Origin of the sequence: Hoyosella sp. YIM 151337 (assembly GCF_026041215.1) — a bacterium.
Classification (GTDB): Bacteria; Actinomycetota; Actinomycetes; order Mycobacteriales; family Mycobacteriaceae; genus Hoyosella.
The window spans coordinates 75,415-98,583 of record NZ_JAPEIQ010000013.1; the positions used below are offsets into that span (position 1 = coordinate 75,415).

The window sequence follows — 23,169 nt, forward strand, 5'->3', positions numbered from 1 at the left end:
GGCGACTCGAGTCCCTTCAATCACGATCGTTCTCCCCTCTGACGATGGCCTCGCTGCCGGAAGGCTTAAACACATGGAATACGTGCGCACACTGGACAATCTCACACTTGCTGACGCCGCAGTCGCAGGCGGCAAAGGCGCGAACCTTGGCGAACTCATCGCTGCGGGACTGCCGGTTCCCGGCGGCTTCACTGTGCTGAGCGGCGGTTATTGGACGTCGATGAAGGACGGTGGCGTGGCGGACGAGCTCGCCACCCTCCACCACGAGGCAATCAGCGCTGCCCAGGACAGCGCGCAATTGGATGAGTTGTGTTCACGGATGCAGTCGCTGGTCTCCAAGGCGGGGGTCGCCGAGCCTGTACTGGCGGAACTTTTGCGCGCGTACACCGACCTGGGTCACGACGTCCCCGTCGCGGTTCGATCGTCTGCGATTGGGGAGGACAGCTCCGCCACGTCGTTCGCGGGAATGAACGCCTCGTTCACAAATGTCCGCGGTGCGGATGCGCTGCATGATGCTGTGCTGCGCTGCTGGGCATCACTTTTCACCCCCCGCGTCATCAATTACCGCGCAAGCCAGAACATGGATACCGCGCCTGCAATGGCGGTGGTGGTGCAGAAGATGCTGACCGCCGGGCGCAGCGGGGTCGCGTTTACGGCTGACCCGATCACGGGGGCTCGCGACCACATCGTCATCGAAGGTGCTTTCGGTCAGGGTGAGGTGGTCGTGTCGGGCGCGGTTGAACCCGACCACTATGCGGTGCGCAAGCCTGATCTTCGAATTGAGAAGGTGCACCGGGGCCATCAAGAGTTCGCCATTGTCGCCGACGAGGACGGTGGCGACAAGCAGGTAGCGATGCAGTCGGGTGAGCATCGCGTCCTTAACGACGACGAGGTTGCACGGATAGCTGAACTTGCCGTGCGTGCCGAACAGCACTATGGCACACCACAAGACGTCGAGTGGGTGTATGCCCCGCGAGACGGTGAGACCACCGAAAGCGGGAGCGCACTCTGGTTTGTGCAGGCCCGTCCGATCACCACGCTCGGTGTGCAGCCCGGTCCTGCGACGTCAGATTCGAAGGGGGAGATTCTCGTAGCTGGCCTCGGCGCAGCGCCGGGTACCGCGAGCGGAACGGTGCGCGTGCTTGCGATGCCCAGCGCTGGCCACCGCCTGCACGATGGCGAGATTCTGGTCGCGCCGATGACAAACCCCGACTGGATCCCAACAATTCGGCGTGCGGCTGCCGTTGTCACCGACAGTGGCGGGATGACGTGCCACGCAGCCATCGTCGCGCGTGAACTCGGCGTGCCGTGCGTGGTCGGTACCCGGGACGCGACGACCCAGCTGCAAGACGGTCAAGTTGTGACAGTCGACGGCGACCGCGGCACCGTTGCCGCTGGGCGCAGGACACAGTCGGTTCAGCCGGCGTCAGCCCCTGCTGCGGCACCTGCCCAGGTGACGCTCCCCACCGCCACCAAGATCTACGTCAACCTGGCGATGCCGGATCGGGCTGAAGCCGTCGCAGCTTTGCCCGTCGATGGGGTTGGGTTACTGCGTGCCGAGTTCATGCTGACGCAGGCCCTTGATGGCCGGCATCCGCGCGATCTTCTCGCTCACGGTGAGCAAGAAACATTTGTGGCGAAAATGGCGGAATCGCTCGGAAAGATCGCCGCAGCCTTCGCCCCAAAGCCGGTGATCTATCGGGCTACGGACCTGCGTACCAACGAGTTCCGCGGCCTCACTGGCGGTGACCAGTTCGAGACTGTGGAAAGCAATCCGATGATCGGCTACCGAGGCTGCTACCGATACATCAATGAACCAGATCTGTTCGAGCTTGAACTCGAGGTGCTGCGGCGCGTGCGCGAGACCTCCCCAAACGTACACTTGATGATCCCATTCGTGCGCACTCGCTGGGAATTGCAGGAATGTCTCGAGCTGATCAACGCGAGCCCGCTAGCCCGGGACCGGCATCTGCAGCGCTGGGTTATGGCGGAAGTGCCGTCCGTTGTGTATTGGCTGCCGCAGTACATCACGCTCGGTATCACCGGGGTGTCCATCGGCAGCAACGACCTTACGCAGCTCATGCTCGGCGTCGATCGTGACTCCGAGGAGTGTTCGGAACTCTTCGATGAAGCCGATGAGGCCGTTCTCGACGCGATCGAACGCATCGTGCGGATAGCGCGCACCCACGGGATTACATCATCGCTTTGTGGTCAGGCGCCATCAACGCGCCCTGGGTTCGCGGAGCGGCTCGTCCGCATGGGCATTACGTCGATTTCGGTGAATCCTGATGTGGCCGCGGAGGTGCGTGGTGCGGTCGCCGCCGCGGAACAGCGCGTGCTGCTCGACAAGGCACTGGGAAATCCGGATCAGGCGGGGCCAGCCAGATGAGCCTCTCCGTTACCGCGCAGACCGATGCGTCAGTCGCGCGAATTCGGCGAAGTGTCATCGAGGCGGTGATATTCGACCTCGACGGCGTGGTCACCGACACCGCAGAGCTGCACGCGCAGGCCTGGGCGCAGCTCTTTGACAGCTATCTCGCGTCGCGCCCGTTGCGGCCCGGCGAGGATCACAGCCCGTTCACGCCTGCGGACTACGCCGAATTCGTCGACGGAAAGCCGCGCCACGCGGGCGTCGCTGACTTCCTCACGGCCCGCGGAATCACGGTTTCGATGGGTGCCGCAGGTGATGGCACAGACCAAGAAACGGTTTACGGGCTCGGGCGGCGCAAGGACGAGCTGTTTTTGGCGCTGCTCGCGTCAGCACAAGTCACTGCTTACCCGTCCACAGTCGGCCTCGTTGGCATGCTGCAGCGCGCGGGGCTCAAGACAGGCCTTTTCTCGGCAAGCCGGAACTGTCGCACTGTCCTGCATGCGGCTGGCCTCGGCTCGTTGTTCCCTGTCACGGTCGACGGCGTCACCGCTGTGCAGCTCGGTCTGAAGGGAAAACCTGACCCAGCTGTTCTGCTGGAGACCGCGGAACGGCTCGGCTGCCCAGCGGCACGCACTTCGGTTGTCGAGGATTCGGCCGCCGGTGTGATCGCCGCGCGTCGTGGTGGATTCGGTCTGATCATCGGGATAGATCGCTCCGGCAGCAACGAGCGGCTACGGCATGCGGGTGCGGACGTGGTGGTCTCTGACGCCGCGTACATCAGAGTTGAAAGCGAGGAAACCAGCAATGGTTGATACCTGGCACCTCGAGTTCGACGGCTACGACGCAAGTGCCGAGAAACTGCGTGAAGCGCTCTGCACCGTCGGGAACGGATACCTCGCGACGCGTGGTGCAGCACCCGAAATGCCTGCGGGCCAATCGCATTACCCGGGCACTTACATTGCTGGGCTCTTCAATCGCCTTGACGACACTGTCGGTGGCGTCGCGGTCACCAACGAAAGCCTGGTGAATGTACCGAACTGGCTGCCTGTGGAGGTCCGCGCTGAAGGAGATGACGAGTGGTTTTCGCCTGAGACACATGCTGTACACGGCTACAAGCAGACTCTTAACATCAGACATGCGGTGCTGACTCGAACATTCACGTTCACCGACCGCGCTGGCCGCGACACCCACGTCACGCAGCAGCGCTTCGCATCCATGCACCACCCACATGTGGCGGCGCTCAAAACCACGGCTAGACCGCTGAATTGGACGGGACAACTTGAGCTGCGATCCTGCGTCGACGGGGACGTCGCCAACGACCTCGTTGAGCGCTACCGCGACCTGTCGCGGCGTCACCTCGAACCAGCTGAAACCCGCTCGCTTGGCAGAGAATTCGCGCTCCTCGAAACACGCACTACAAGCTCGCACATCCGCATCGCCGTCGCCATGCGCAATCACGTCGTCGCAGACGCTCACCCGACTGAGTGCGAACTGGAGCTTGTACACGACCGCAACCGCATTGGGCACAGCGCCGTCGCACCCGCGTCCCCCGATCATCCGGTGACGCTCACAAAAACGGTCGCGATCTGCACGAGCCGGGATCCGGCGCGAGGGGCGCCAGGCGGCGACGCGGGGCGGATAATCGTCCGTGCTGACACCTATGAAGCGTTACTCGCCGACCACGTGACCGCGTGGGAAGCGCTGTGGCTCAAGTGGGACTGCAGCCTCTCAGGCCACGATGTGGCCGAGCGGACCGTGCGATTTCACCTCATGCACGTGCTGCAAACACTGTCGCCACACACTCAGGAACTCGATGCCGGTGTTCCAGCGCGCGGGCTGCATGGCGAAGCATATCGGGGGCACATCTTTTGGGACGAACTGTTTGTGCTGCCTGGCCTCAGTCTCCGGATGCCTGCCCTTGCACGCGCTCTTATCAAGTATCGGTACCGGCGGCTTCCTGAGGCGCGCGCGGCAGCACACGCACGCGGCTACATTGGCGCCATGTTCCCCTGGCAGTCAGGCGGCAGCGGCGGTGAGGAGAGCCAGAGCCTGCACCTCAACCCAAGATCCGGCCGCTGGCTGCCCGATGCGAGCCACCGTGCGCACCATGTGGGGCTCGCGATCGCCTATACGGTGTGGCAGTACTACCAGGTGACCGCTGACGTCGAGTTCCTCACTGATTATGGCGCCGAAATGCTTCTCGACGTCGCACGCTTCTGGGGCAGCTTCGCTCAATACGACCCCGCCGACAGCCGGTACCACATCCGCGGCGTGATCGGGCCAGACGAGTTCCACGCCGGATACCCTGAGGCTCCGCACGAGGGTGTCGACGACAATGCTTACACGAATGTGCTCGCAGCATGGACTATTCAGCGAGCGCTGGCGGCGCTGCGTATCGTGAACTCCCGTGCCCGTGCGGAGCTGGAGCGCAGACTTGGGCTTTGCGACACGGAACTCGCGCACCTCGAGGAGGTATCACGGCGGCTCTACGTACCGTTCCACGACGGTGGCATCATCAGTCAATTTGCGGGCTACGAGAAACTCGCGGAGCTCCCGTGGGAAGCCTACCGCTCACGCTATGGCAATATTCAGCGGCTTGACCGGATCCTTGAAGCAGAAGCTGACGACATCACCCGGTACCAGGCATCCAAGCAGGCCGACGTCCTCATGCTGCTCTATCTCTTCTCAGTGCCGGAACTGACGGCGCTGTTAGAGAGCCTGGGCTACCATTTGGCTCGCGAAAACGTGCCGCGCATGATCGACTACTACCTGGCCCGAACCTCACATGGCTCGACGCTTAGTTCAGTTGTCCATGCCTGGGTTTTGGCGAGGGCACACCGCCGCGAAGCTGACGAACTGTACGAGCATGTACTCAAGGCGGATCTCTCAGACATACAGGGCGGGACCACATCTGAGGGGATCCACCTCGCTGCGATGGCCGGGAGCATTGACATCGTCCAGCGGTGCTACTCGGGCCTCGAGTTCCGGGACGAACGGGTCATCTTCGCGCCGTGTTTTCCCGATTCCTTCGGTGACGTGTCCTTCGGATTCCGTTACCGCGGCGGCTGGTTCACCGTCAGCGCGCGCGGGACGAGTCTGACCATCAGTGCAGCTGCTGGTGCGTACCCGAGAGTCACAGTCGAGTGCCACGATCGCGTTGTCACGCTCTCGCCAGGCGAAAAGGCATCGTTCGAGCCGGCGTTTGCCCGGCTCGCATAGCGCCGCCGGCCTCTGCCGCAGGACCGGGGCACTGATGTGGGCCGAATCCATGGTGACGGCCCACGTGGTCAGTGACACAATGTGGTTTATGGTGCCTTCTAGCTCTGAGCCGAACGGCGAAGGAAGAAACCCCGTCCGGGAGACCCTATCCCAGTTACGTCTGCGCGAATTGCTGCGCGAAACCCAGCAGCGCATCGAAGCAATGATTGACGCGAAAGACCGCACAGACGGTCTCATGGAAGCGATGCTCGTCATCACGTCAGGTCTCGAACTCGACGTGACACTTCGGGCGATAGTGCACCGAGCCAGAGAACTTGTGGATGCGAAGTACTGTGCACTCGGTGTTCGTGGACACGGGCATTCGCTCGTGGAGTTCATTTACGAAGGCATCGACGAGAAGACACGCGAACAGATTGGTGCCTTGCCTGCCGGCAAGGGTGTGCTCGGGCTGTTAATCGATCAGCCGAAACCCATCCGGATGGATGATTTGTCGAAGCATCCCTCGTCGGTTGGTTTTCCTGCGCACCACCCGCCGATGAAAACGTTTCTCGGTGTCCCCGTGCGTATTCGCGACGAGGTCTTCGGGAACCTGTATTTTTGCGAGAAGCGGGACGGTCAGCCATTCAACGCCGATGACGAAGTGCTCGTTGAAGCGCTCGCGGCAGCCGCCGGTATCGCGATAGCGAACTCCCGATTGTATGAAGAGTCGCAGATGCGGCAATCGTGGATCGAGGCGACGCGCGATATCAGCACTGAACTTCTGGCCGGGTACGACCCGGACGTTGTGCTGGGCCGAGTCGTAGGGCGTGCGAATAAACTCGGGGACGCCGCGCTGTCGTTCCTCGCGCTGCCCGCCGACCCGGAACAACCCTATTCTGAGGTCGAGGAACTCATTGTCACTGAAACCAGCAGTACATCGGCGAAGATCTCGGGCCGTGCGGTGTCGCTCGGGCAACGGGTTTTCGCGTCCGCGTTCATCGAACAGAATCCGCAGCGCACTGATAACCTGCATGAACAGCTTTCCTGGCTGTCGGCTGATTATTCGGGACCAACCCTGATTCTGCCGCTGCGCGCCGAGGAGACAGTCACCGGACTGCTCGTCATCATTCGCACCGCCGCCAGCCCACCGTTCACAGACGAGCAAGTTGCCATGATGGTGGCGTTTGCCGACCAGGCGGCGCTTGCACTGCAGCACGCGGAGGCGCAAAGCCGCGTCCGAGAACTCGACATCATTGCTGACCGTGACCGGATCGCCCGGGACCTCCACGACCACGTCATCCAGCGTCTGTTCGCAATTGGTTTGAGTCTGCAGAGCGCGATCCCGCGCACGCGCACCCCGGAAGTGCGTGAACGAATCACCGACGCCACGGAAGACCTCCAGCACGTTATTCAGGAGATACGAACCGCCATATTCGACCTCCACGGTGGCGCGCCGGGAGCAACGAAGCTGCGTCAGCGTCTCGACGAGGCGATCGCACAATTGACGGGCTCAACCCCGGTGCGCACAGTCGTTCACGTGTCGGGCCCGCTTTCTGTTGTCGACGCAGCGCTCGCTGATCACGCGGAAGCAGTGCTTCGTGAGGCGGTGAGCAATGCGGTCCGTCATGCGGAGGCAAAGACGATCACCGTGCAGGTCTCGGTCGCCGACGACCTCACCATCGCAGTGACCGATGACGGCGTGGGGCTACCTGACAACGTGCCACACAGCGGCCTGAAGAACATGTCGTCACGAGCCGAGGAATACAACGGCACCTGCAGCGTGACCGCGTCTGATTCTGGCGGGACACGAGTGCACTGGTCAGTGCCGCTGCCCTGATGATTCCCACCTTGGGGCCGAACGTCAGTCCAGAATGTGACTTTATGCCCGCGCAGGTCCCGCGGGCCCTCTGGAACCCTCAGATACGAAACCACCACGTGTTTGATCAACTAGCCTGAGGGGAACTCCGCGACATGGCGACAATCGAGATCCAGTGCCTCCCCGGTGATTGTTACCGGTTGAGCAGCCGCGCTTACGCACTCTTCACAGGCCAGGCGACGTCACGCCACGACGACTCTGATAGTTCAGCCGATACTCAGAAGCTTGTGGCCGGCACACGTGAAGTTGCTTCTCGTGTTGCCCGTATCCTGCGCACAAGCTCGCTCCCCGCCGAGGGACTGGTTGTCCGGGCATCGTGGCCACGCGCCGAGCGCGCTACCCTCACCCCGCTCACCGTCGAGGTACTCACTCCGCGCGGCCTGCCGGCTGCCGCGCAGACTACTGTTCGCCGATTTCTCGATTCGATGGGACAGCGATTTCCGGCCACGGGGGCTCCCGTGACCTTCAGCCTCCGCTGATCAGGAGTCGTATCTTCCCGGATCTGCGCAGAATGCACGCATGGCTGCTGCGAGCTGGGCAGCGTGGCTTCCGTCGAGGTATCGATGGTCGAACGTCGCTGTCAGCGTCAACAGGGGACGTACGACGACCGCACCGTCTTGGGCCACGGGTCGGTCAGCCACAGCTCCGACGAGTAGCAGAACGGGCACCTTGTAATACGGCGCTAATGGTGAAATCGCCCTGCTCACGCCCCACATTCCGACTGAGGTCACCATCGCGGAGCCGAACGCGTCGCGGGGCATCCCCAGTTTCTTGAGATCCAGATGGAGGTCTGAAGTCAGCCATCCTGCCAGGCGCAGAACCACACGTAGCATTGGGACCGGAAGCGCCGACATCATCTGTTTGCCGCGCCCAAGCTGAGTGTCATCCCCGCGTTCGATCCCGGCGACGTGGTCCGCGAGTTCGCGTGCAATAGCGGCCGCAGGCTTTCTTTCCGTCTCCGCGATCTTCACACCGGTAAGCTCTGTGCCATTCGAGTACGAAACGATGAAGAACACGTCAACGGAGTCACGCGGGATCACGCGGCCGCGAGCGATCCGGACGTTCGCTGCAGGAACTGCTGCCAGCGCATAAGCAAGTGCTTTCCCGATGAGATGCGTCATCGTAATCCGTTCGCCAGTCCGTTCTCGTTCAGCGCGCATGTACTCGACGAGGGCGCCGGCGTCTACGTCGAGTTCACCGACGAACTGTGGATCGATTGGGGCACGCCACGTCGCTCGGGCCAGTTTTCGCCAGCCACGGATTCTGCCACCCTGCATCTGAATCTCCTCTGCCGTAGATCTTCAGGATCGCGCAGAGCGCGTCAGCAAGTAAGTGACCAAAGGCCCTAAGGGCAATGCCGCAATGCTGTAGTGGCTGACATGGGCGCCAGCGCAGACTAGATACACCGCCGACCGCTTTCGTGTGTGCACAGAGGGGCTTCCATGAACGGCGATTGCCTGCCGCCCAGTAGCGACCCAAGCTCGGATGACATCAGCAGGCGTCGCGCCGCATTGATCACGGCGCACTTCGCAACAGATGCGGACGATCTTCGACAGCTCCTCGACATGCTTGGGCTCCTCGACACCGAACCCGCTCAAGAATGCGTCCCCGACGAGGTATCTAATCCCAAACATCTGCACCTCGCAGCGCAAGTCAGCGGGACCGTGGGTTACTACTCCCCCGCGATCTTGCGCGCGATCGCGGCTTCCGCGGCGAACAACGCTCCACGTTAGTCGCGGCTACGAGCGGGTAGTTCGAGTCTGAGAACCCTTGGGAGAGGAGATATCGATGGCTCGCAATACTGACGTCGACAGAATCGTTGGGATGACTGGCTATGGTTCCGACGGTGAAAAGATCGGCAAGGTTACCGACCTTTACATCGACAACTCAACGAATGAACCGTCCTGGGTAGCGCTGCGCACCGGGTTGTTGGGCATGAAAGAATCCCTCGTGCCGCTGGCGGAAGCCCACATGGATGACGAAGGAGTGCATTTCCCCTTCACGAAGGACACGGTGAAGGACGCGCCCGATGTCGGCAACGAGGGAGACCTATCGCCGCATCAGGAAGCAGAACTGTTCCGGTACTACGGGCTGCCATACCAAGATCCGAATGTGCAACAGGCGGGCGAACCTGTCACCCTGCGCGACGCCCCACCGCAAGAAAGACCAGCAAAGGAACCGCTGGCCGAAGAACCCTTGGCCGAAGAACCTAGCTCCGAGACAGTTTCTGCTGTGCCCGCCGTGCCCGAGCGCGATGAGCGCACGCCAGCAGACGAACCACCCGCACAGCCGCCAGTGCCACAGCAGCCGCCCGGGATGCGCTTGCGGCGCCGCGTTGTGCATGAGACCCAGACCATCGATGTGCCCGTGGAGCGTGAAGAGTACGTTGTGGAGCGCGATGACGACACTGGCCTGGGGACGCCCGAGCGTTGAGTCACCAGAGGCCGACTCCCGCTGCAGCGTCGCAAAAGGGACCAAGGTCCCTACATGGAAGGGGCTTCCGCCGCTTACAAGGCGTCACGGTTGAAATTCAAACTAGAAGGGTAAATGGTGTTCAGCCCTGCGGCTGCTGAGTTCCCGGACGGTCTTATGTCAGGTTCGCTACCAATTCTTCCCACTGACAAGGGAGGCCCCTTAAGCCACGAGCAGTGTGTGAAAGCCGCGAAAGTCGCTGCGCACTACGCCACCGACGCGGACGATCTGCGCCACATCTTGTCCATGCTGGGCCTGCTCGAGGGGTGCAGTGAGGAGCCAGCGGACGCCTCAGGCGCCGCACATAATGGCCACTCTGCCCACAATGGAAACGGGTATTCGGTCCCGCAGACCTCCGTTATGGATCGGCTCAGCGCGCTCGAATTCGGACCTGAGGATCCCGGTTACGCTGCGGGTGCGGCCACCTGCTGAACGGGAGCCGACCGCACCGCGCTGCCCTTGAGCAGCACGGAGACGACACCATCGGGGTCATCGTTCATCGGCACATGCCCGGCCAGCGGCATGATGACCAGATCCGCATGCGGGAACTTCTCGCGCACCCGAAAGGCCTGATAAACGGGAAGAATGAAGTCAAGCCCGCCCCATTGCACCGTCACCGGGATGGATTCGTCGACAGGTGCGCTGAGCTGGAACGTCGACTCCGCAACGCGCTCAGCGGTGACATTGTTCGCAAGCGAGGCAGCGTCTGCTGCCGCATCTTCCGGGCTAATGCGCCACGGACGGCTGAAGAACGGCGCAAGCGCGGCGCTGCGCACAGCTGTGTTCCGAAGCGCGTGCAAGCGAACCGGGCCGAGCGCTCGCGACACGAAGCGCAAGCCCCGGAACGTTTCGACGGTGCGCCGCTCATCGAGGGAGTTCAGCCAAAATCCAGCTGGCGAGAGTGCAGTCGCTGACGCAACGGCACCGCGCGCTGCGAGTTCTAGCGCCAGCCAGCCGCCGAGGGAGTTGCCTGCAACGTGGGCCAACTCGCCACGCGGGGTGACTTCGCCGATGAAGTTCTCGAGGATGTCGGCCATCATGTGTGCGGCATCGTCCCCCTCACCGAGGTGCGGTGATTGCCCGTGACCAGGCAGATCAACGGTCACCACTCGCCGATGCTCGGCAAGCTTCTGAATAACAGGCGTCCAGGCCTGCTGGCGGTGCACCACGCCGTGCACCAATACGAGCGTCGGGCCTGCTCCGTAGATCCGGTACGCGAGATCCATGCGGCTGTGTCCTCCACCTTCCCCCGGACCAGCCTGGATGCTGACACTCCTGTGTGCCGAGCGACGTGATCCGGTACGTATGCGACGATGCATACGCGCGACTAGCTCACATTAGATGGAGACAATGAGCGTTGTAAATATCCGCGACGGCGTTTCTCACATAAGTTCGCGTCTCAAACCTGCAGCGGGTGTGGTGTGCATCACTACAAATGTCGAACAAACCAGTCACGCGCGGCGTCAGCAGCCGCGCCGAGCGTTCCCGGTTCCTCGAACAAATGCGTGGCGCCCGGAATCGTCACCAGCAGCTTTTCGCACGTCATCGTGGTGAGAACCGCGCGGTTCAACTCGAGAACGTCATGGTCGCGTTCACCCACGATAAGCAGCGTTGGCGCCGTTACGCGCGCTGCGTCAACCGCGAGGTCGGGACGGCCGCCACGTGACACCACCGCTGAAACCCTGGTCCGTGCGGCCGCGTACAACGCGGCGGCCGCCCCAGTGCTCGCGCCAAAGAGACCCAGCGCCACGTCCGCTGGTTTCCACTGGTCACGCAACCAACTGGTGGCACCAAGTAATCGTTCCCCCAGCAGACCGATATCAAAGACGAGCCGCCTGTCGCCTTCCTCAGAAGGTGTCAGCAAGTCGAACAGCAGCGTGCCCAGACCGGCCTGATGCAGAACGTCCGCGACGTAACGGTTGCGCGGACTCATCCGGCTGCTGCCGCTGCCATGAGCGAAAACGACAGGCCCCGCCGAACCGGCAGGTTTCACCAGGTCACCCGTGAGTTCCACCGAGCCGAGCCTGATGTTGACACTGTCCACATGTGGCATGGTCATCGCATCCTCACTAGGGAACGAGCACCGCGGCGCCGCTGAAGCGCCCCGCTGCGAGATCGCGCAGCGCATCATGCGCGCCGCTCAGCCGATACACGTGGCTCGACACCTCAAGTCGGTGACTACCCGCGAATTCCAGAAACTCACGAGCTTGCCCCCGCGTATTGGATGTCACGCTCCGCACCTGCCTTTCCCTGAACAAATGACGCTGATAGTTGAGAACGGGAACATCGGTCAGGTGGATACCTGCGAGCGCGAGCGTTCCGCCCGCGTCTAGCGCTTCGAGTGCGGGCAACACGAGTTCCCCCGCGGGTGCGAAGAGAATTGCCGAATCCAGCGGCTCAGGGGGCGCGTCGGCCGCACCTTGCGCAGACGCGGCGCCAAGTTCAAGCGCAAGGTGCCGCGCATCCGCCCCGCGCGTCATGACATGCACTCTGCACCCTCTGGCGAGGGCGACCTGGGCTGTCAAGTGAGCACTGCCTCCGAAGCCGTAGATCCCGAGCACACCACCAGCAGGTACCTCCGCGCGCAGCAGCGCGTGGTAGCCAATAATTCCCGCGCACAACAGCGGGGCGAGTTCAGTGTCCGAGTAGCCACGTGGCAATCTCAGCGCGTAGTCCGCGGGCACAGTCGCGTACTCTGCATATCCCCCATCGCTATCCCAGCCCGTATAGCGGGACGCGGTGCAGAGATTCTCGGCGTCGCGTGCGCAATACTTGCAGGCTCCGCACGTGTGACGCAGCCAGGCGATCCCGACTCGCTCACCCACATCGAAGCCCGTCACCGCGCCACCAGCCGACGCGACCTCACCCACAACCTCATGTCCCGGCGTGACGTGTGGACGGTGCACTGCCAGGTCTCCCTCGACAACGTGCAGATCCGTTCGGCACACTCCGCATGCCAAAACACGAACAAGTAGCTCGTTCTCCGCAGGTTGGGGGCGCTGCTCCTCGGTGAGCCGCAGAGGACTGCCGGTTATCGGTCCGGGTTCAGTAACTCGCCACCTGCGCATAGCGCTGCTCCTTAACTCCCCCATCGGGTACGCGCACTCAGCCTGCGCCCGGCTTGTGTCCGCTGTCCTCAGCCAAACTGAAGTACGCTTCCTCCTCTTGAGCGAAGTGCAGCGTAAGGATCGCGTCAAGACCGTAGAGCGTCGCCCGCAAATCTTCGATTTGTTCAGCTGCGATACAACCAGTGGATTCGCTGAGATGCCGGCCCAATCGGCGTGTCAGCCGCTCGATCTCCGCGTGCTCACGGCTCATGGTCAGCGTCACCTCGCGGGTATTCCAGAGCGCGTTCAATGCGGGGTAAAGCTCCTTCTCCTCTGCTGCCTCATGAGGGAGTATCTCCCGCTGCAACGCTTCGTACGCAGCGCAGACCGCAACATACGCAGCGGCTGCCCTTCCGCTCTCGCTAAGTGCCGCCGCAGCGTGCCGTACAGCGGAACGCGCCTGGGACAGTTCGTCGTGTTCCTTCGCAAAACGCTCAAGCAGCCCGCTTACCGGACGGGCAAGCCGCGTACGTTTACGCAAAACGATCCGGAGCGAATTGAGGATCACAGCGACATCGATCCCTTCCTGCACGATTGCCCCAGCCAGCGGCACAAGCAGTCCTGCCGCCGCGAATCCCATGGCAATGAGTGAAAGAGACATGCCGATCATGGCGCTCTGCACGGCGAGACGGCGGCTGCCGCGAGCAATCTCGACCGCGTCGGCTAGGCGGTCGATTCGGTCGTCGACGATAACGGCGTCCGCAGCCTGCACCGCCGCTGTCGAGCCACGCGAACCGAGCGCCACTCCCACGTCTGCAGCCGCGAGGGCGGGGGCGTCGTTGATGCCATCACCGACCATCGCGGTTGGCGCCCGGCGGCACTCGTCCTGTACACGCCGAATCTTCGCAGCTGGGCTCGCGTCAGCGGCAACATCAGTCACCCCGATGAGCGCGGCGGTTTCCGCGGCGTTCTCAAGCTTGTCCCCCGTCAACAGCACCGTGCGACCGATTCCAGCGGAAGCGAGCCGGAGCATCGTCCGATTCGCGTCCGGCCGTATCCGGTCTGTCATGAGCAATGCACCGGCGAGAACGTCGTCGGCCTCGACCCACACCACCGAAGCGAGGTCGAGCCGGGCGCGGAGTGCCACGCCGCGGGCCCAATCGGGAGCAGTCTCGACGTGCAGCTGCCCCACGCGTATCCGCGTGCCGTCGACATACCCTTCGGCATAGGAGCCATGTGATTCTCGTACTTGTTTGGCGGGCATCAGGGCGGCACCGCTCTTGCGTGCCGCTCGAACGATCGCTTCGGCCGTAACGTGGGACGAGTACTGCTCGACTGACGCCGCCTCAGCAAGTACAGATTGCGGATTATGCTCTGGCGCGGTTACCACTGCCGCAACGCTCGGCTGGCCGGTTGTGACCGTTCCAGTTTTGTCCATGACGAGAGTCCGAACCCGCCCGAGCGACTCGAGTGCGGCACCATCTTTGACGACCACCCCAGCGCTCGACGCGCGCGATAGGCCTCCCGTGATCGCAATGGGCACTGCCAGGATCAACGGGCACGGTGTGGCGGTGACGAGCACCGCGACGCCGCGGACGGGATCGCCACTGAGGAGCCACGCACCCAAAGCGATAGCGACCGCCACCGGGAGGAACCACTGGGCGACGTGGTCGGCGATCCGCGCAATGGGCGCTGACTCGGCAGCTGCCTGCTGCGCGAGATGCACGATTCCGGCGTAGGTGCTGTCAGCTGCCCGCGATGTCACGGACATCCGCACCGCGCCCCCGCCGTTCACCACGCCGCTGCGCACCGCGCTTCCACGCTCCCGGGTGACCAGAAGGGCTTCGCCGGTGAGGGCGGACTCGTCCAGCACAGCGTTCTCACAGAGGACGCCGTCAACGGGAACGATCTCTCCAGAACGCACGACGACCTCGTCACCAGGCCTGATCGCGTCCACCTCGACAGTCTCGGTCCCTGCGGCCGTCACCCGGTGCGCGTGGCGCGGTGCACGATCCAACAAGGCAGTCAAGTCCTTCGCGGCGCGCCGGGACGCGAAACCTTCCAGCAAACGGCCCGTCGCCACCATAAGACCGATGACTGCGCCCGCCAGCAATTCGCCAACCAGAAGTGTTGACGCAAGAGCGAGCACCGCGAGGAGGTCCGCACCGTACTTGTGCCGCCGAAAATCCTGGAACACCCACCATGCTGCGGGCAGCAAAACGATGACGATCCCCCCGGCCCAAAGCGCGTCCGACGCGACCGTGCTGAACAGCCGCGCCACTCCGCCACCGGTGAGCGCGGCGATCACCGAAATAAGCAGCAACGTCTGTGGGTTCCGGAGCCTGCGCAACGCCATCACCAAAGCAGTTCGTCCAATGTCACGAAGCCATACCCCTGGCCGCGCAACCACGTGATGATCTGGGGCAGCGCGTCAGCATCCAGTGTCGACCCATCGGATGGGTGCGCGCCGACGTGCATCAGCACGATTTGCCCCGGCTGCGCCGTTGTTTGCACGCGGTCCACGACTGTCTGGATACTTCTGCCACCGCTGGTGCCCTGCCAGCCGAGAGTGTCCACCGTCCAGCGAACCGCCAGATATCCAGCGCCGTTTACCGCTGCGATACTGCGCGCATCACGATCGCCGAAGGGAAACCGGAAGAAGGGCTTCGGGTTGCCACCCGCGGATGCTATGGACTGCTCGGCAGTCGCGATCTCCGCTCGGATCTGGGTATCGCTCAGCGACGTGAAGTACGGATGCGTCTGCGAATGGTTGCCGAGTCGGTGGCCCTGGTTTGAGATGCTCGCTATCCCAGCCGGATTCGCCGCCGCGAACGCTCCGGTTGGAAAGAACGTTGCGCGGACATTTTCCGCCGCCAGCACGTCCAGTATTCGCTGCAGTCCGGCCCCACTCGCGCCCGCGTCAAATGTGAGCGCCACGACGCGCCTGTCCGTCGGCATCACCTCGATATCAGAGCCGATGTAGCGGGCAGGGAAAGCGGGAGCAGGCGGCGCAGGCTGGGGGAACGAGGCCGGGGGCGCCAGTGGGCTTGTTGCTGGCGGCGGCCCCGTTTCTGCAGGTGTCGTTGGCGGGGCCGTGCCAGCGAATGGAGGCTCGTTAGCCTCTTCTCTACTGGCACATGCCCCAACCAGCAACATGCAAGAGGTAACAGCTGCCAGTCTGACGAGAGGCGACTTCGGCTTCCTCACATCTCACCGCACAGAAGCGAATGCACTATTTTATGTGCTTCAGGATTGTCATGCAGAACACGGTGAACCTGCTGGGCTACAGCATCATCGCTATGCAGGAACTGGTGCACTTCGTGCTGGATCGTCCCGCGTGGGTGCTCACAGGCCATGTGCATATCGTGATGCGCACTCGCTCCTGCTACTCCCGCGGCAAATACGAGAGTCACACCGCCGAGTACTCCGGCGGCCATTGCACGTCGCAACGTTTTCTTTGCACTCATTTCAGCTCCAATCACCGTTGCACGACCTTGTCTATGTTCATGCGGCTCCCCGGAACCTCTCGCTGAATGCACGCCCGCAGTGACGATCGAGGATCGGCCGAACAGCACTCAGTTTGATCACTCCAACCAGGCAGCCGTGATCCTGAACCAGCACCGCACCGGACGCGGACTCTGCGAATGCGCGGTCCACGGCCATCGCGTCGGCATCCGCGTCGACGTAGCACAGACCGTGACTGCAGCACTCACCGGCAGTAGCACTCGAGTCGACCGGGTCTTCACTGCTGACTGGCGCCACAAGCAACCCGATGCAACGGCGCTCCATCATGATCGGTGCTTCCGAAACACCAAAGTAGGACATCAATTCGAGTGCCGCCGTTACCGGCAGGTGGGCGGGCACACCGACGATCCGATTGTTCATGAGGTGGCGAGCCGTCAGCGCGGTCTGCGAAGTTGCGGACATCATGCACCGCCTATCCGATTGCAGCTTTGAGTTCCTGCTCCCACTGCGCGAATCGCCGCCTATTCGCGAGACCGTGGATGAGCGCGTATATCCCGAAAACCGCCGCGAGAGAGATCAGCCAGAACGTCAGGCCAGTGATCACGCCGGTGTTCACAGCTTGTGTGGCGTCCATCGGCCGGGGCACCACGGCACCAGTTGCGTCGTCGAGCCAAATTGATACCCGGCTTCCCACAGGAGTGCCTGACGGCACGTCTACCAGGCCGGACGCCTCCGTGCCCCAAGGCGTCACCCACGTCGCGGGGACGCGTGGCGGCACAACCGGTTCGAACCCGCGGGCTACCGCGGTTGCGGGCGGCGCGGCCTCCTCCGTAATCGCGGTGACTTGCACTCGGCTCTGCTGCTGCAGCTCGGCAATTCGCAGCTGCGAGTGCCCCATGGAAGAACCCACTGTGAGCGCGACTGGCAGTGTGACAAGCGCGATGAGCACCAACACAGGGATGCACCGGGCTTCGATCCGGTCGATCGGACGCACCAGCGGGTTACCACGGGAAAATATCCGGGACTGCAGTACGTGAAGACCACTTCCGTGCATCGTAAACCTCCCAGCCAGCCGTGCTAAGACTGAGTCTTCTCCCGGGAGGGCACGGCATCGACTGGCGAAGGGCACCGGTTAAAGGGACTAAATGCCCAAAGCCTCGACTAAGCAAGTCGGCCTTGACTCAGACCGGGTCCGCGAAAATTTCCTAGACATACTGCCTGTGTTGTGATGCGCACTGACGGCACGCGGGCTATCGTCAGCGTTGTATACATGACACGCTGGTGTGTCAGCGTGCCACCGTCTTCACTGGAGAGGACAACGGTGTCGTCAACAGAAGTACAACCGGACGTACCCGTCACCGAGTGGCGCGACAAGAAGCGCTACTGGTGGTTGTTGGGGATGTTCGTCCCGGCGATCATGCTCGTCGTAATCGGGCTGGTGCGCGTTTTCAACGACCTCGGCCTCACGCCCATATCGCATGTGCTGTTCTGGGGTGGGCCGATCCTTGTTTACATCATCATCCCAACGATCGACCTGCTCCTGGGACCCGACGGTTCGAATCCGCCGGATGAGTGGATGGAGCGCCTAGAGAAAGACAAGTACTACCGGTACATTCTCTTCGCTTACATCCCGCTGCAGTACATCACGTTCTTCCTTGCTTGCTACCTGATCACTGCGCACGATCTCACCTGGCTCGGTTTCCCCGACGGGCTCGCACTGGTAGACAAGATCGGGCTCGCCATCAGTATTTCCTTTGTTGGCGGCATCGGTATCAATACCGCGCACGAACTTGGGCACAAGAAGGAGAACCTGGAACGCTGGCTGTCCAAGATCACGCTCGCTCAGACGTTCTACGGACATTTCTACGTCGAGCACAACCGTGGGCACCACGTTCGCGTGGCAACGCCGGAAGACCCCGCAAGCTCCCGACTGGGCGAGACCTTCTGGGCGTTTTGGCCGCGCACCGTTTGGGGCAGCCTGAAATCTGCCTGGCACCTCGAAAAGAGCCGCTTAGAGCGCATGGGCAAATCGCCCTGGACCATCAAGAACGATGTGCTGAATGCCTGGCTGATGTCCGTCGTGCTGTTCGGTGCAGTACTTGCGCTTTTCGGGTGGGAGCTTCTGCCGTACCTGATTCTGCAGGCAGTTCTGGGCTTCTCGCTGCTCGAGGTGGTGAATTATCTCGAGCATTACGGCCTGCGCCGCCAGAAACTGCCGAGCGGCCGTTACGAACGCTGCAGCCCGCAACATTCGTGGAACAGCGATCACATGTGCACGAACGTGTTCCTTTACCATCTGCAGCGGCACAGTGACCACCACGCCTACCCGACCCGTCGCTACCAGATTCTTCGCAGCTGGGACGGCGCACCGAACCTGCCGAGCGGGTACGCCAGCATGATCGTGCTTGCCTACATCCCACCGATCTGGCGGCGCGTCATGGATAAACGCGTACTCGCGCATTACGAGGGCGACGTGACCAAGGCCAACATTCAGCCGTCGAAACGAGAGAAGATTCTCGCTAAATACGGAGCCGCGGAACAAGACTGACGCGTTGACGGAGAGTGCCCGGGCCATAAGCCCAGGCACTCTTGTTCCGAGAAACACTATTTGCGCCTGCCCACCCACGAGCGACAACTCAGGAGGGGCCACAAACTACCGCACAGCTGGCTGATTTGCTGGAGCGGTAATGCACTGCTCAGGCGTCCTTCGCCGCTACCTTCTTAGCCGCCTTCATTGAGCGCTTGAATTCTCGAACCTGCAGGAGCGTCTTTTCGTCGGTGACATCCGCGATTGACCGGTGCGAGCCCTCTTCGCCGTATTCACCGGCCGCCTCGCGCCAGCCCTGCGCGTCGATCCCATACTGCTTGCCGAGCAGCGCGAGAAAGATGCGCGCTTTCTGGTCACCGTATCCGGGCAGAGCTTTCAGTCGCTTGAGGATCTCCCTGCCATCTGGATTCCCCGCTTTCCAGATAGCGTCCGCCTTGCCGTCATAGTTGTCTTCGATGAACTGGCACAGCGCCTGGATGCGTTTCGCCATCGCACCCGGGAACCTGTGGACAGCTGGCGGCTGAGCGCATAGGGCGGCGAACTGCTCTGGATCCATGGATGCGAGGGCGTGAGCGTCGAGCGATCCAGCCCGGTCAGCAATCTTCTTCGGCCCGGCGAACGCCACCTCCATAGCGATCTGCTGGTCAAGCAACATGCCGAGCAAAGCCGCGAGCGGATCGTTCGACAACAGTTCGTCGGCGTCTGGGTCCCCAACCAGTCTGAGCTGCACCATGCCCGCTAGTTTGCCACGAAACACGACTACCCTGTCAGGCATCGGTACCGTTTCAGCCTGAACACGGTTTGGCAAATCCGCGCCGTGGCGCTGCGGAGTCCGCTGCAGACTTCCGTAGCTTCGGCGTCGTTCAGTGGAAACGCCAACACGAGGTGAGTCATGCGCCGTCACAATTGGACTCGAAGCGTCATAGCAACTGTCAGTTCTGCTAGCGCCATTCTTGCGTTCGGCGCCGCGACCGCAGCCGCGCAACCGCAAACCCCGGCGCCGGACGCCAGTGAGACCACGGAGCAGTTGCCCGCGCACGACGACGACTCGGAAGATGCCCTCACCGAGAATGACGACGAGCAGGCGAGCGGTGTGCGCGCTGTGGACTGGCTCAACGCCACGCTCACTGTGCCAGCTCTCAACGGTTGCCCGGAGGAGGAAACCGTCACCTTTGACGACGGGAAGGCCGAGGCCGGCAATCAGGTGTACCGGTTCGCGTTCGACGGCGTTGTCGAATACGCCGATGTCAACGGTGACGGACGTGACGACGCACTTGTCCTTATTGATTGCGGCCCGCGCGACTCGCACTACACCGGCGCGCTTGTCGCCTTTACTGAAGATGCCGACTCCAGCGCCGGGGACGACGCCATGGTGCTCAGTCCGCTCGGAGCGGTTGTGAACCCGGGCATATGGACGCAGCGGCCGATTGATTTCATGACCTGGCATGGTGACATCGCGGTTGCGATGCTTGATCACGACCTGCCGGAAAACGCCGAGGCAGCGGGTCAGATTTGGACTGAGTACTACCGCTGGTCTAGTGACAGCGAAACCTTCGAGCGCATCGACGACTAGCCAAAGCCGGGCGAAGATCACGCCTCGCCGGTAGCGTTGTGGCGTGATGCACCCCGGTTCACCGGAGCTCTGGATTCGCAGCCACGATGAGGCGATCCAGCTGATATGCGAGCACACTGTAGCCGTTGCCGACGACATGACGGTCGGTGCCGAGCTTGAATGGCTCGTCGTCCGCCGCGGTTGTGGGGCGGACCGGGTAGCCGTGGCTGACTTGAGCCGGTCCTTGGGGCAGTACGCGCCCCAGCATGATGGGCGCTCCGCACCGTTACCGTCGGGCTCAGTGCTCACCATCGAGCCTGGCGGACAGGTCGAATTGTCGAGCGCACCGTTTTCCAGCGCACGAGCGCTCACGGAGGCGCTCAGCGCGGACACTGCCGTTGTGCGTTCGTGCCTCGCGCGCGAATCCATTGACCTCATCAGCGCCGCCGCGGACACTACCCGGCCGCCCGTCCGGGTGCTGGACGCGCCGCGCTACCGCGCCATGGAAAACGTGTTTGACCGGAATGGTCCCGCGGGCCGCGTGATGATGAATAACACCGCGGCGGTACAGGTCTGTGTTTCCGCAGGATCGTCGCCCAGCGAGGCTTTACGGCGCTGGTTGATGCTGAACGAAGCCGGGCCCGCATTACTCGCTGCGTTTGCGGCCTCACCGGCGATCGCGGGTGGCCCACCTGGACGCTGGGAATCCCAGCGCATGCGCGCCTGGTTCACACTGGACCCCCAGCGGACCTTGCCGCCACGCTCGCAAAATCCGTTGCGAGACTATGCCGAGTGGGCGCTGACCGTCCCGCTGCTGTGCATCCGCCGCCCCGGCAGTTGCTGGGACGCGCCGGCCGGCCTCACCCTCGCCGAGTGGATCGCCGCCGGTGCCGGCCAGATGACCGCGCCGCACGTATTGCCACAGCGCTATCCGGCACGCGACGACGTGCTGTATCACCTGTCAACGCTTTTCCCACCAGTGCGCCCACGAGGTTACTTCGAGGTGCGTTACCTCGATCAGCAGCCGGCAGACCACTGGCGGGCCGCGGTTGCCGTCGTCACGACGCTCGCGCACGATTCGCGGACCGTGGACACCAGTCGTGACCTCGCCGCTGAAACCGCCGATTTGTGGCTCGAGGCGGCGCGTCTGGGCATGCAGCACCCGAAACTCGCGGCCGCCGCTACCGCGCTGCTCGAATTCGCGGCGGCGAGTGCGCCCGAGCCCATCCTCCGCACGGCGATCGAGTCATACCTCTGCACTATTCGAAGCCGCAGCGATACACAGGTCGCGGCCGCGCGGCCGCGCCAGCGAGGAGGACTATGAGCGACGACCATTCGGCACTGCGATCAACGATCGCATCGGTGCTCGATCGCGCCCGCGCCCGCACACTAGCATTGACGGACGCCGTCGGTGACGATGAACTGTGCACGCAGCACTCCCCGCTGATGAGCCCGCTGGTGTGGGACCTCGCGCACATAGGTAACCAGGAAGAACTTTGGCTGGTACGCGACCTCGGTGGGCGCGAGCCGGTCAGAAACGACATCGACGACCTTTACGACGCCTTCCAGCACCCGCGCGCGAGCCGTCCCCAATTGCCCCTCCTGAGCCCCGCTGAGGCGCGGGCATACACGCAGACCGTGCGCGACAAAGCCTTCGACGTCCTTGACCGCGATCCGCTGTCCGGACCACGGCTCAGCGCGAACGGATTCGCGTTCGGGATGATCGCGCAGCATGAACAGCAACACGATGAAACGATGCTCGCAACCCATCAGTTGCGGCGTGGCGCACCCGTCTTGCATGCACCCGCGCCGCCGCCGAGCGCGCGCAGGGTTTCTGGTGAAGTCGTCATCCCCGGGGGACTTTTCGAGATGGGGACGAGTACCGACGCGTGGGCGCTCGACAATGAGCGGCCCGCACACTTCGTCGACGTGGCTGCGTTCGCGATCGACCGGGCACCGGTTACCAACGACCAGTACATGGCTTTCATCGACGATGACGGATACGCACGACAAGAACTGTGGTCCCGCGAAGGATGGGCGCACCGGAATGCGAGCATGCTCAGCGCTCCCCTGTTCTGGCGAAGAGACAGCGATGGCAGCTGGTGGCGGCGCCGTTTCGGCCTCATCGAGCCGGTGCCCGCTGCGGAGCCCGTCGTGCACGTGTCGTTTCACGAGGCTGAGGCGTTCGCCCGCTGGGCGGGCAAGCGGCTGCCGACCGAATCAGAGTGGGAGAAGGCCGCACGCTGGGATCCAGCGAGCGGTCGGTCGCGCCGTTACCCGTGGGGGGATGAAGAGCCGGCCGCGCATCACGCGAACCTTGGCCAGCGCCACCTGCAGCCCGCGCCGGTTGGCGCGTACCCAGCGGGGGCGTCACCGCTCGGGGTGCATCACTTGATCGGTGATATGTGGGAGTGGACGTCGTCGCACTTCCGGGGATACCCAGGGTTCGCGCATTTTCCCTACGCGGAGTATTCGGAGGTCTTCTTCGGCGCCGCCCACCGCGTGTTGCGTGGCGGGTCTTTTGGAACGGACGCAGTCGCGATCCGGGGCACCTTCCGCAATTGGGACTACCCCATTCGGCGGCAAATTTTTGCCGGCTTCCGGCTGGCGCGTGACGTTCCGGCGGAAGAAGCCACCTGA

General features: G+C 62.9%; 22 protein-coding genes. 12 read left to right on the forward strand and 10 right to left on the reverse strand.

Annotated elements, in window-relative coordinates:
* Positions 1–73 precede the first annotated feature (73 nt).
* The 5 genes from ppsA (at position 74) to ONR57_RS06490 (ending at position 7,924) form a co-directional block, all read left to right on the forward strand.
* A complete protein-coding gene (gene ppsA / locus ONR57_RS06470; protein WP_265122278.1) occupies positions 74–2,389 on the forward strand; it encodes a phosphoenolpyruvate synthase in 2,316 nt (771 codons plus the stop codon).
* Positions 2,386–3,183 carry an HAD family phosphatase gene (locus ONR57_RS06475; RefSeq protein ID WP_265122279.1) on the forward strand — a complete coding sequence of 266 codons (798 nt, stop codon included), beginning with the start codon at positions 2,386–2,388 and terminating at the stop codon, positions 3,181–3,183. Before ppsA ends, ONR57_RS06475 begins: the two co-directional genes overlap by 4 nt.
* On the forward strand, positions 3,176–5,590 hold the full coding sequence (locus tag ONR57_RS06480; RefSeq protein ID WP_265122280.1) for a glycoside hydrolase family 65 protein: 2,415 nt from the start codon (positions 3,176–3,178) through the stop codon (positions 5,588–5,590). Before ONR57_RS06475 ends, ONR57_RS06480 begins: the two co-directional genes overlap by 8 nt.
* A gap of 88 nt (positions 5,591–5,678) precedes the next feature.
* Positions 5,679–7,406 (forward strand): GAF domain-containing protein, encoded by a 1,728-nt coding sequence (locus ONR57_RS06485; RefSeq protein ID WP_265122281.1) that lies wholly within the window; start codon positions 5,679–5,681, stop codon positions 7,404–7,406.
* A 134-nt stretch (positions 7,407–7,540) separates the two neighbouring features.
* A complete protein-coding gene (locus ONR57_RS06490; protein WP_265122282.1) occupies positions 7,541–7,924 on the forward strand; it encodes a hypothetical protein in 384 nt (127 codons plus the stop codon).
* On the opposite strand, the gene ONR57_RS06495 is transcribed toward ONR57_RS06490, so the two are convergent.
* Entirely contained in the window at positions 7,925–8,722 is a 798-nt protein-coding gene (locus ONR57_RS06495; RefSeq protein WP_265122283.1) for a 2-oxo acid dehydrogenase subunit E2, read from the reverse strand. It lies immediately after the preceding gene.
* Positions 8,723–8,887: 165 nt separating this feature from the next.
* Between ONR57_RS06495 and ONR57_RS06500 the strand changes: the two genes are divergently transcribed.
* The 3 genes from ONR57_RS06500 (at position 8,888) to ONR57_RS06510 (ending at position 10,349) form a co-directional block, all read left to right on the forward strand.
* A complete protein-coding gene (locus tag ONR57_RS06500) occupies positions 8,888–9,178 on the forward strand; it encodes a hypothetical protein (protein ID WP_265122284.1) in 291 nt (96 codons plus the stop codon).
* A 55-nt stretch (positions 9,179–9,233) separates the two neighbouring features.
* On the forward strand, positions 9,234–9,878 hold the full coding sequence (locus tag ONR57_RS06505; protein ID WP_265122285.1) for a PRC and DUF2382 domain-containing protein: 645 nt from the start codon (positions 9,234–9,236) through the stop codon (positions 9,876–9,878).
* A 219-nt stretch (positions 9,879–10,097) separates the two neighbouring features.
* Positions 10,098–10,349 carry a hypothetical protein gene (locus ONR57_RS06510; protein ID WP_265122287.1) on the forward strand — a complete coding sequence of 84 codons (252 nt, stop codon included), beginning with the start codon at positions 10,098–10,100 and terminating at the stop codon, positions 10,347–10,349.
* Here the strand turns inward: ONR57_RS06510 and ONR57_RS06515 are convergent.
* The 8 genes from ONR57_RS06515 to ONR57_RS06550 form a co-directional block, all read right to left on the reverse strand.
* Positions 10,322–11,143 (reverse strand): alpha/beta fold hydrolase, encoded by an 822-nt coding sequence (locus ONR57_RS06515; protein ID WP_265122288.1) that lies wholly within the window; start codon positions 11,141–11,143, stop codon positions 10,322–10,324. The genes ONR57_RS06510 and ONR57_RS06515 overlap by 28 nt on opposite strands.
* A gap of 203 nt (positions 11,144–11,346) precedes the next feature.
* Positions 11,347–11,976 (reverse strand): dienelactone hydrolase family protein, encoded by a 630-nt coding sequence (locus ONR57_RS06520; protein ID WP_374116404.1) that lies wholly within the window; start codon positions 11,974–11,976, stop codon positions 11,347–11,349.
* Between the two features lie 10 nt (positions 11,977–11,986).
* The gene (locus ONR57_RS06525) at positions 11,987–12,985 is read right to left on the reverse strand and encodes a zinc-binding alcohol dehydrogenase family protein (RefSeq protein ID WP_265122289.1); all 999 of its coding nucleotides are present in this window, start codon (positions 12,983–12,985) and stop codon (positions 11,987–11,989) included.
* A gap of 37 nt (positions 12,986–13,022) precedes the next feature.
* Positions 13,023–15,320 (reverse strand): heavy metal translocating P-type ATPase, encoded by a 2,298-nt coding sequence (locus ONR57_RS06530; RefSeq protein WP_374116405.1) that lies wholly within the window; start codon positions 15,318–15,320, stop codon positions 13,023–13,025.
* A complete protein-coding gene (locus ONR57_RS06535; protein WP_265122291.1) occupies positions 15,320–15,922 on the reverse strand; it encodes a polysaccharide deacetylase family protein in 603 nt (200 codons plus the stop codon). The genes ONR57_RS06530 and ONR57_RS06535 overlap by 1 nt, the downstream gene beginning before the upstream one ends.
* 245 nt (positions 15,923–16,167) lie before the next feature.
* On the reverse strand, positions 16,168–16,431 hold the full coding sequence (locus tag ONR57_RS06540; RefSeq protein ID WP_265122292.1) for a hypothetical protein: 264 nt from the start codon (positions 16,429–16,431) through the stop codon (positions 16,168–16,170).
* Between the two features lie 37 nt (positions 16,432–16,468).
* Positions 16,469–16,894, reverse strand: a complete 426-nt coding sequence (locus ONR57_RS06545) for a hypothetical protein (RefSeq protein ID WP_265122293.1) — start codon at positions 16,892–16,894, stop codon at positions 16,469–16,471.
* A gap of 7 nt (positions 16,895–16,901) precedes the next feature.
* Entirely contained in the window at positions 16,902–17,483 is a 582-nt protein-coding gene (locus ONR57_RS06550; protein WP_265122294.1) for a hypothetical protein, read from the reverse strand.
* 267 nt (positions 17,484–17,750) lie between these two features.
* Here ONR57_RS06550 and ONR57_RS06555 point away from each other — a divergent pair, with 267 nt between their 5' ends.
* On the forward strand, positions 17,751–18,977 hold the full coding sequence (locus tag ONR57_RS06555; RefSeq protein WP_265122295.1) for an alkane 1-monooxygenase: 1,227 nt from the start codon (positions 17,751–17,753) through the stop codon (positions 18,975–18,977).
* Between the two features lie 148 nt (positions 18,978–19,125).
* Here ONR57_RS06555 and ONR57_RS06560 read toward each other — a convergent pair whose 3' ends face one another.
* On the reverse strand, positions 19,126–19,710 hold the full coding sequence (locus tag ONR57_RS06560) for an HhH-GPD-type base excision DNA repair protein (RefSeq protein ID WP_265122296.1): 585 nt from the start codon (positions 19,708–19,710) through the stop codon (positions 19,126–19,128).
* Between the two features lie 159 nt (positions 19,711–19,869).
* Between ONR57_RS06560 and ONR57_RS06565 the strand changes: the two genes are divergently transcribed.
* From ONR57_RS06565 to egtB, 3 genes are read left to right on the forward strand one after another with little or no spacing between them, the layout of a single operon-like run.
* Entirely contained in the window at positions 19,870–20,550 is a 681-nt protein-coding gene (locus ONR57_RS06565) for a hypothetical protein (protein WP_265122297.1), read from the forward strand.
* 46 nt (positions 20,551–20,596) lie between these two features.
* The gene (locus ONR57_RS06570) at positions 20,597–21,853 is read left to right on the forward strand and encodes a glutamate-cysteine ligase family protein (RefSeq protein ID WP_265122729.1); all 1,257 of its coding nucleotides are present in this window, start codon (positions 20,597–20,599) and stop codon (positions 21,851–21,853) included.
* Positions 21,850–23,169 (forward strand): ergothioneine biosynthesis protein EgtB, encoded by a 1,320-nt coding sequence (egtB, locus tag ONR57_RS06575; protein WP_265122299.1) that lies wholly within the window; start codon positions 21,850–21,852, stop codon positions 23,167–23,169. The genes ONR57_RS06570 and egtB overlap by 4 nt, the downstream gene beginning before the upstream one ends.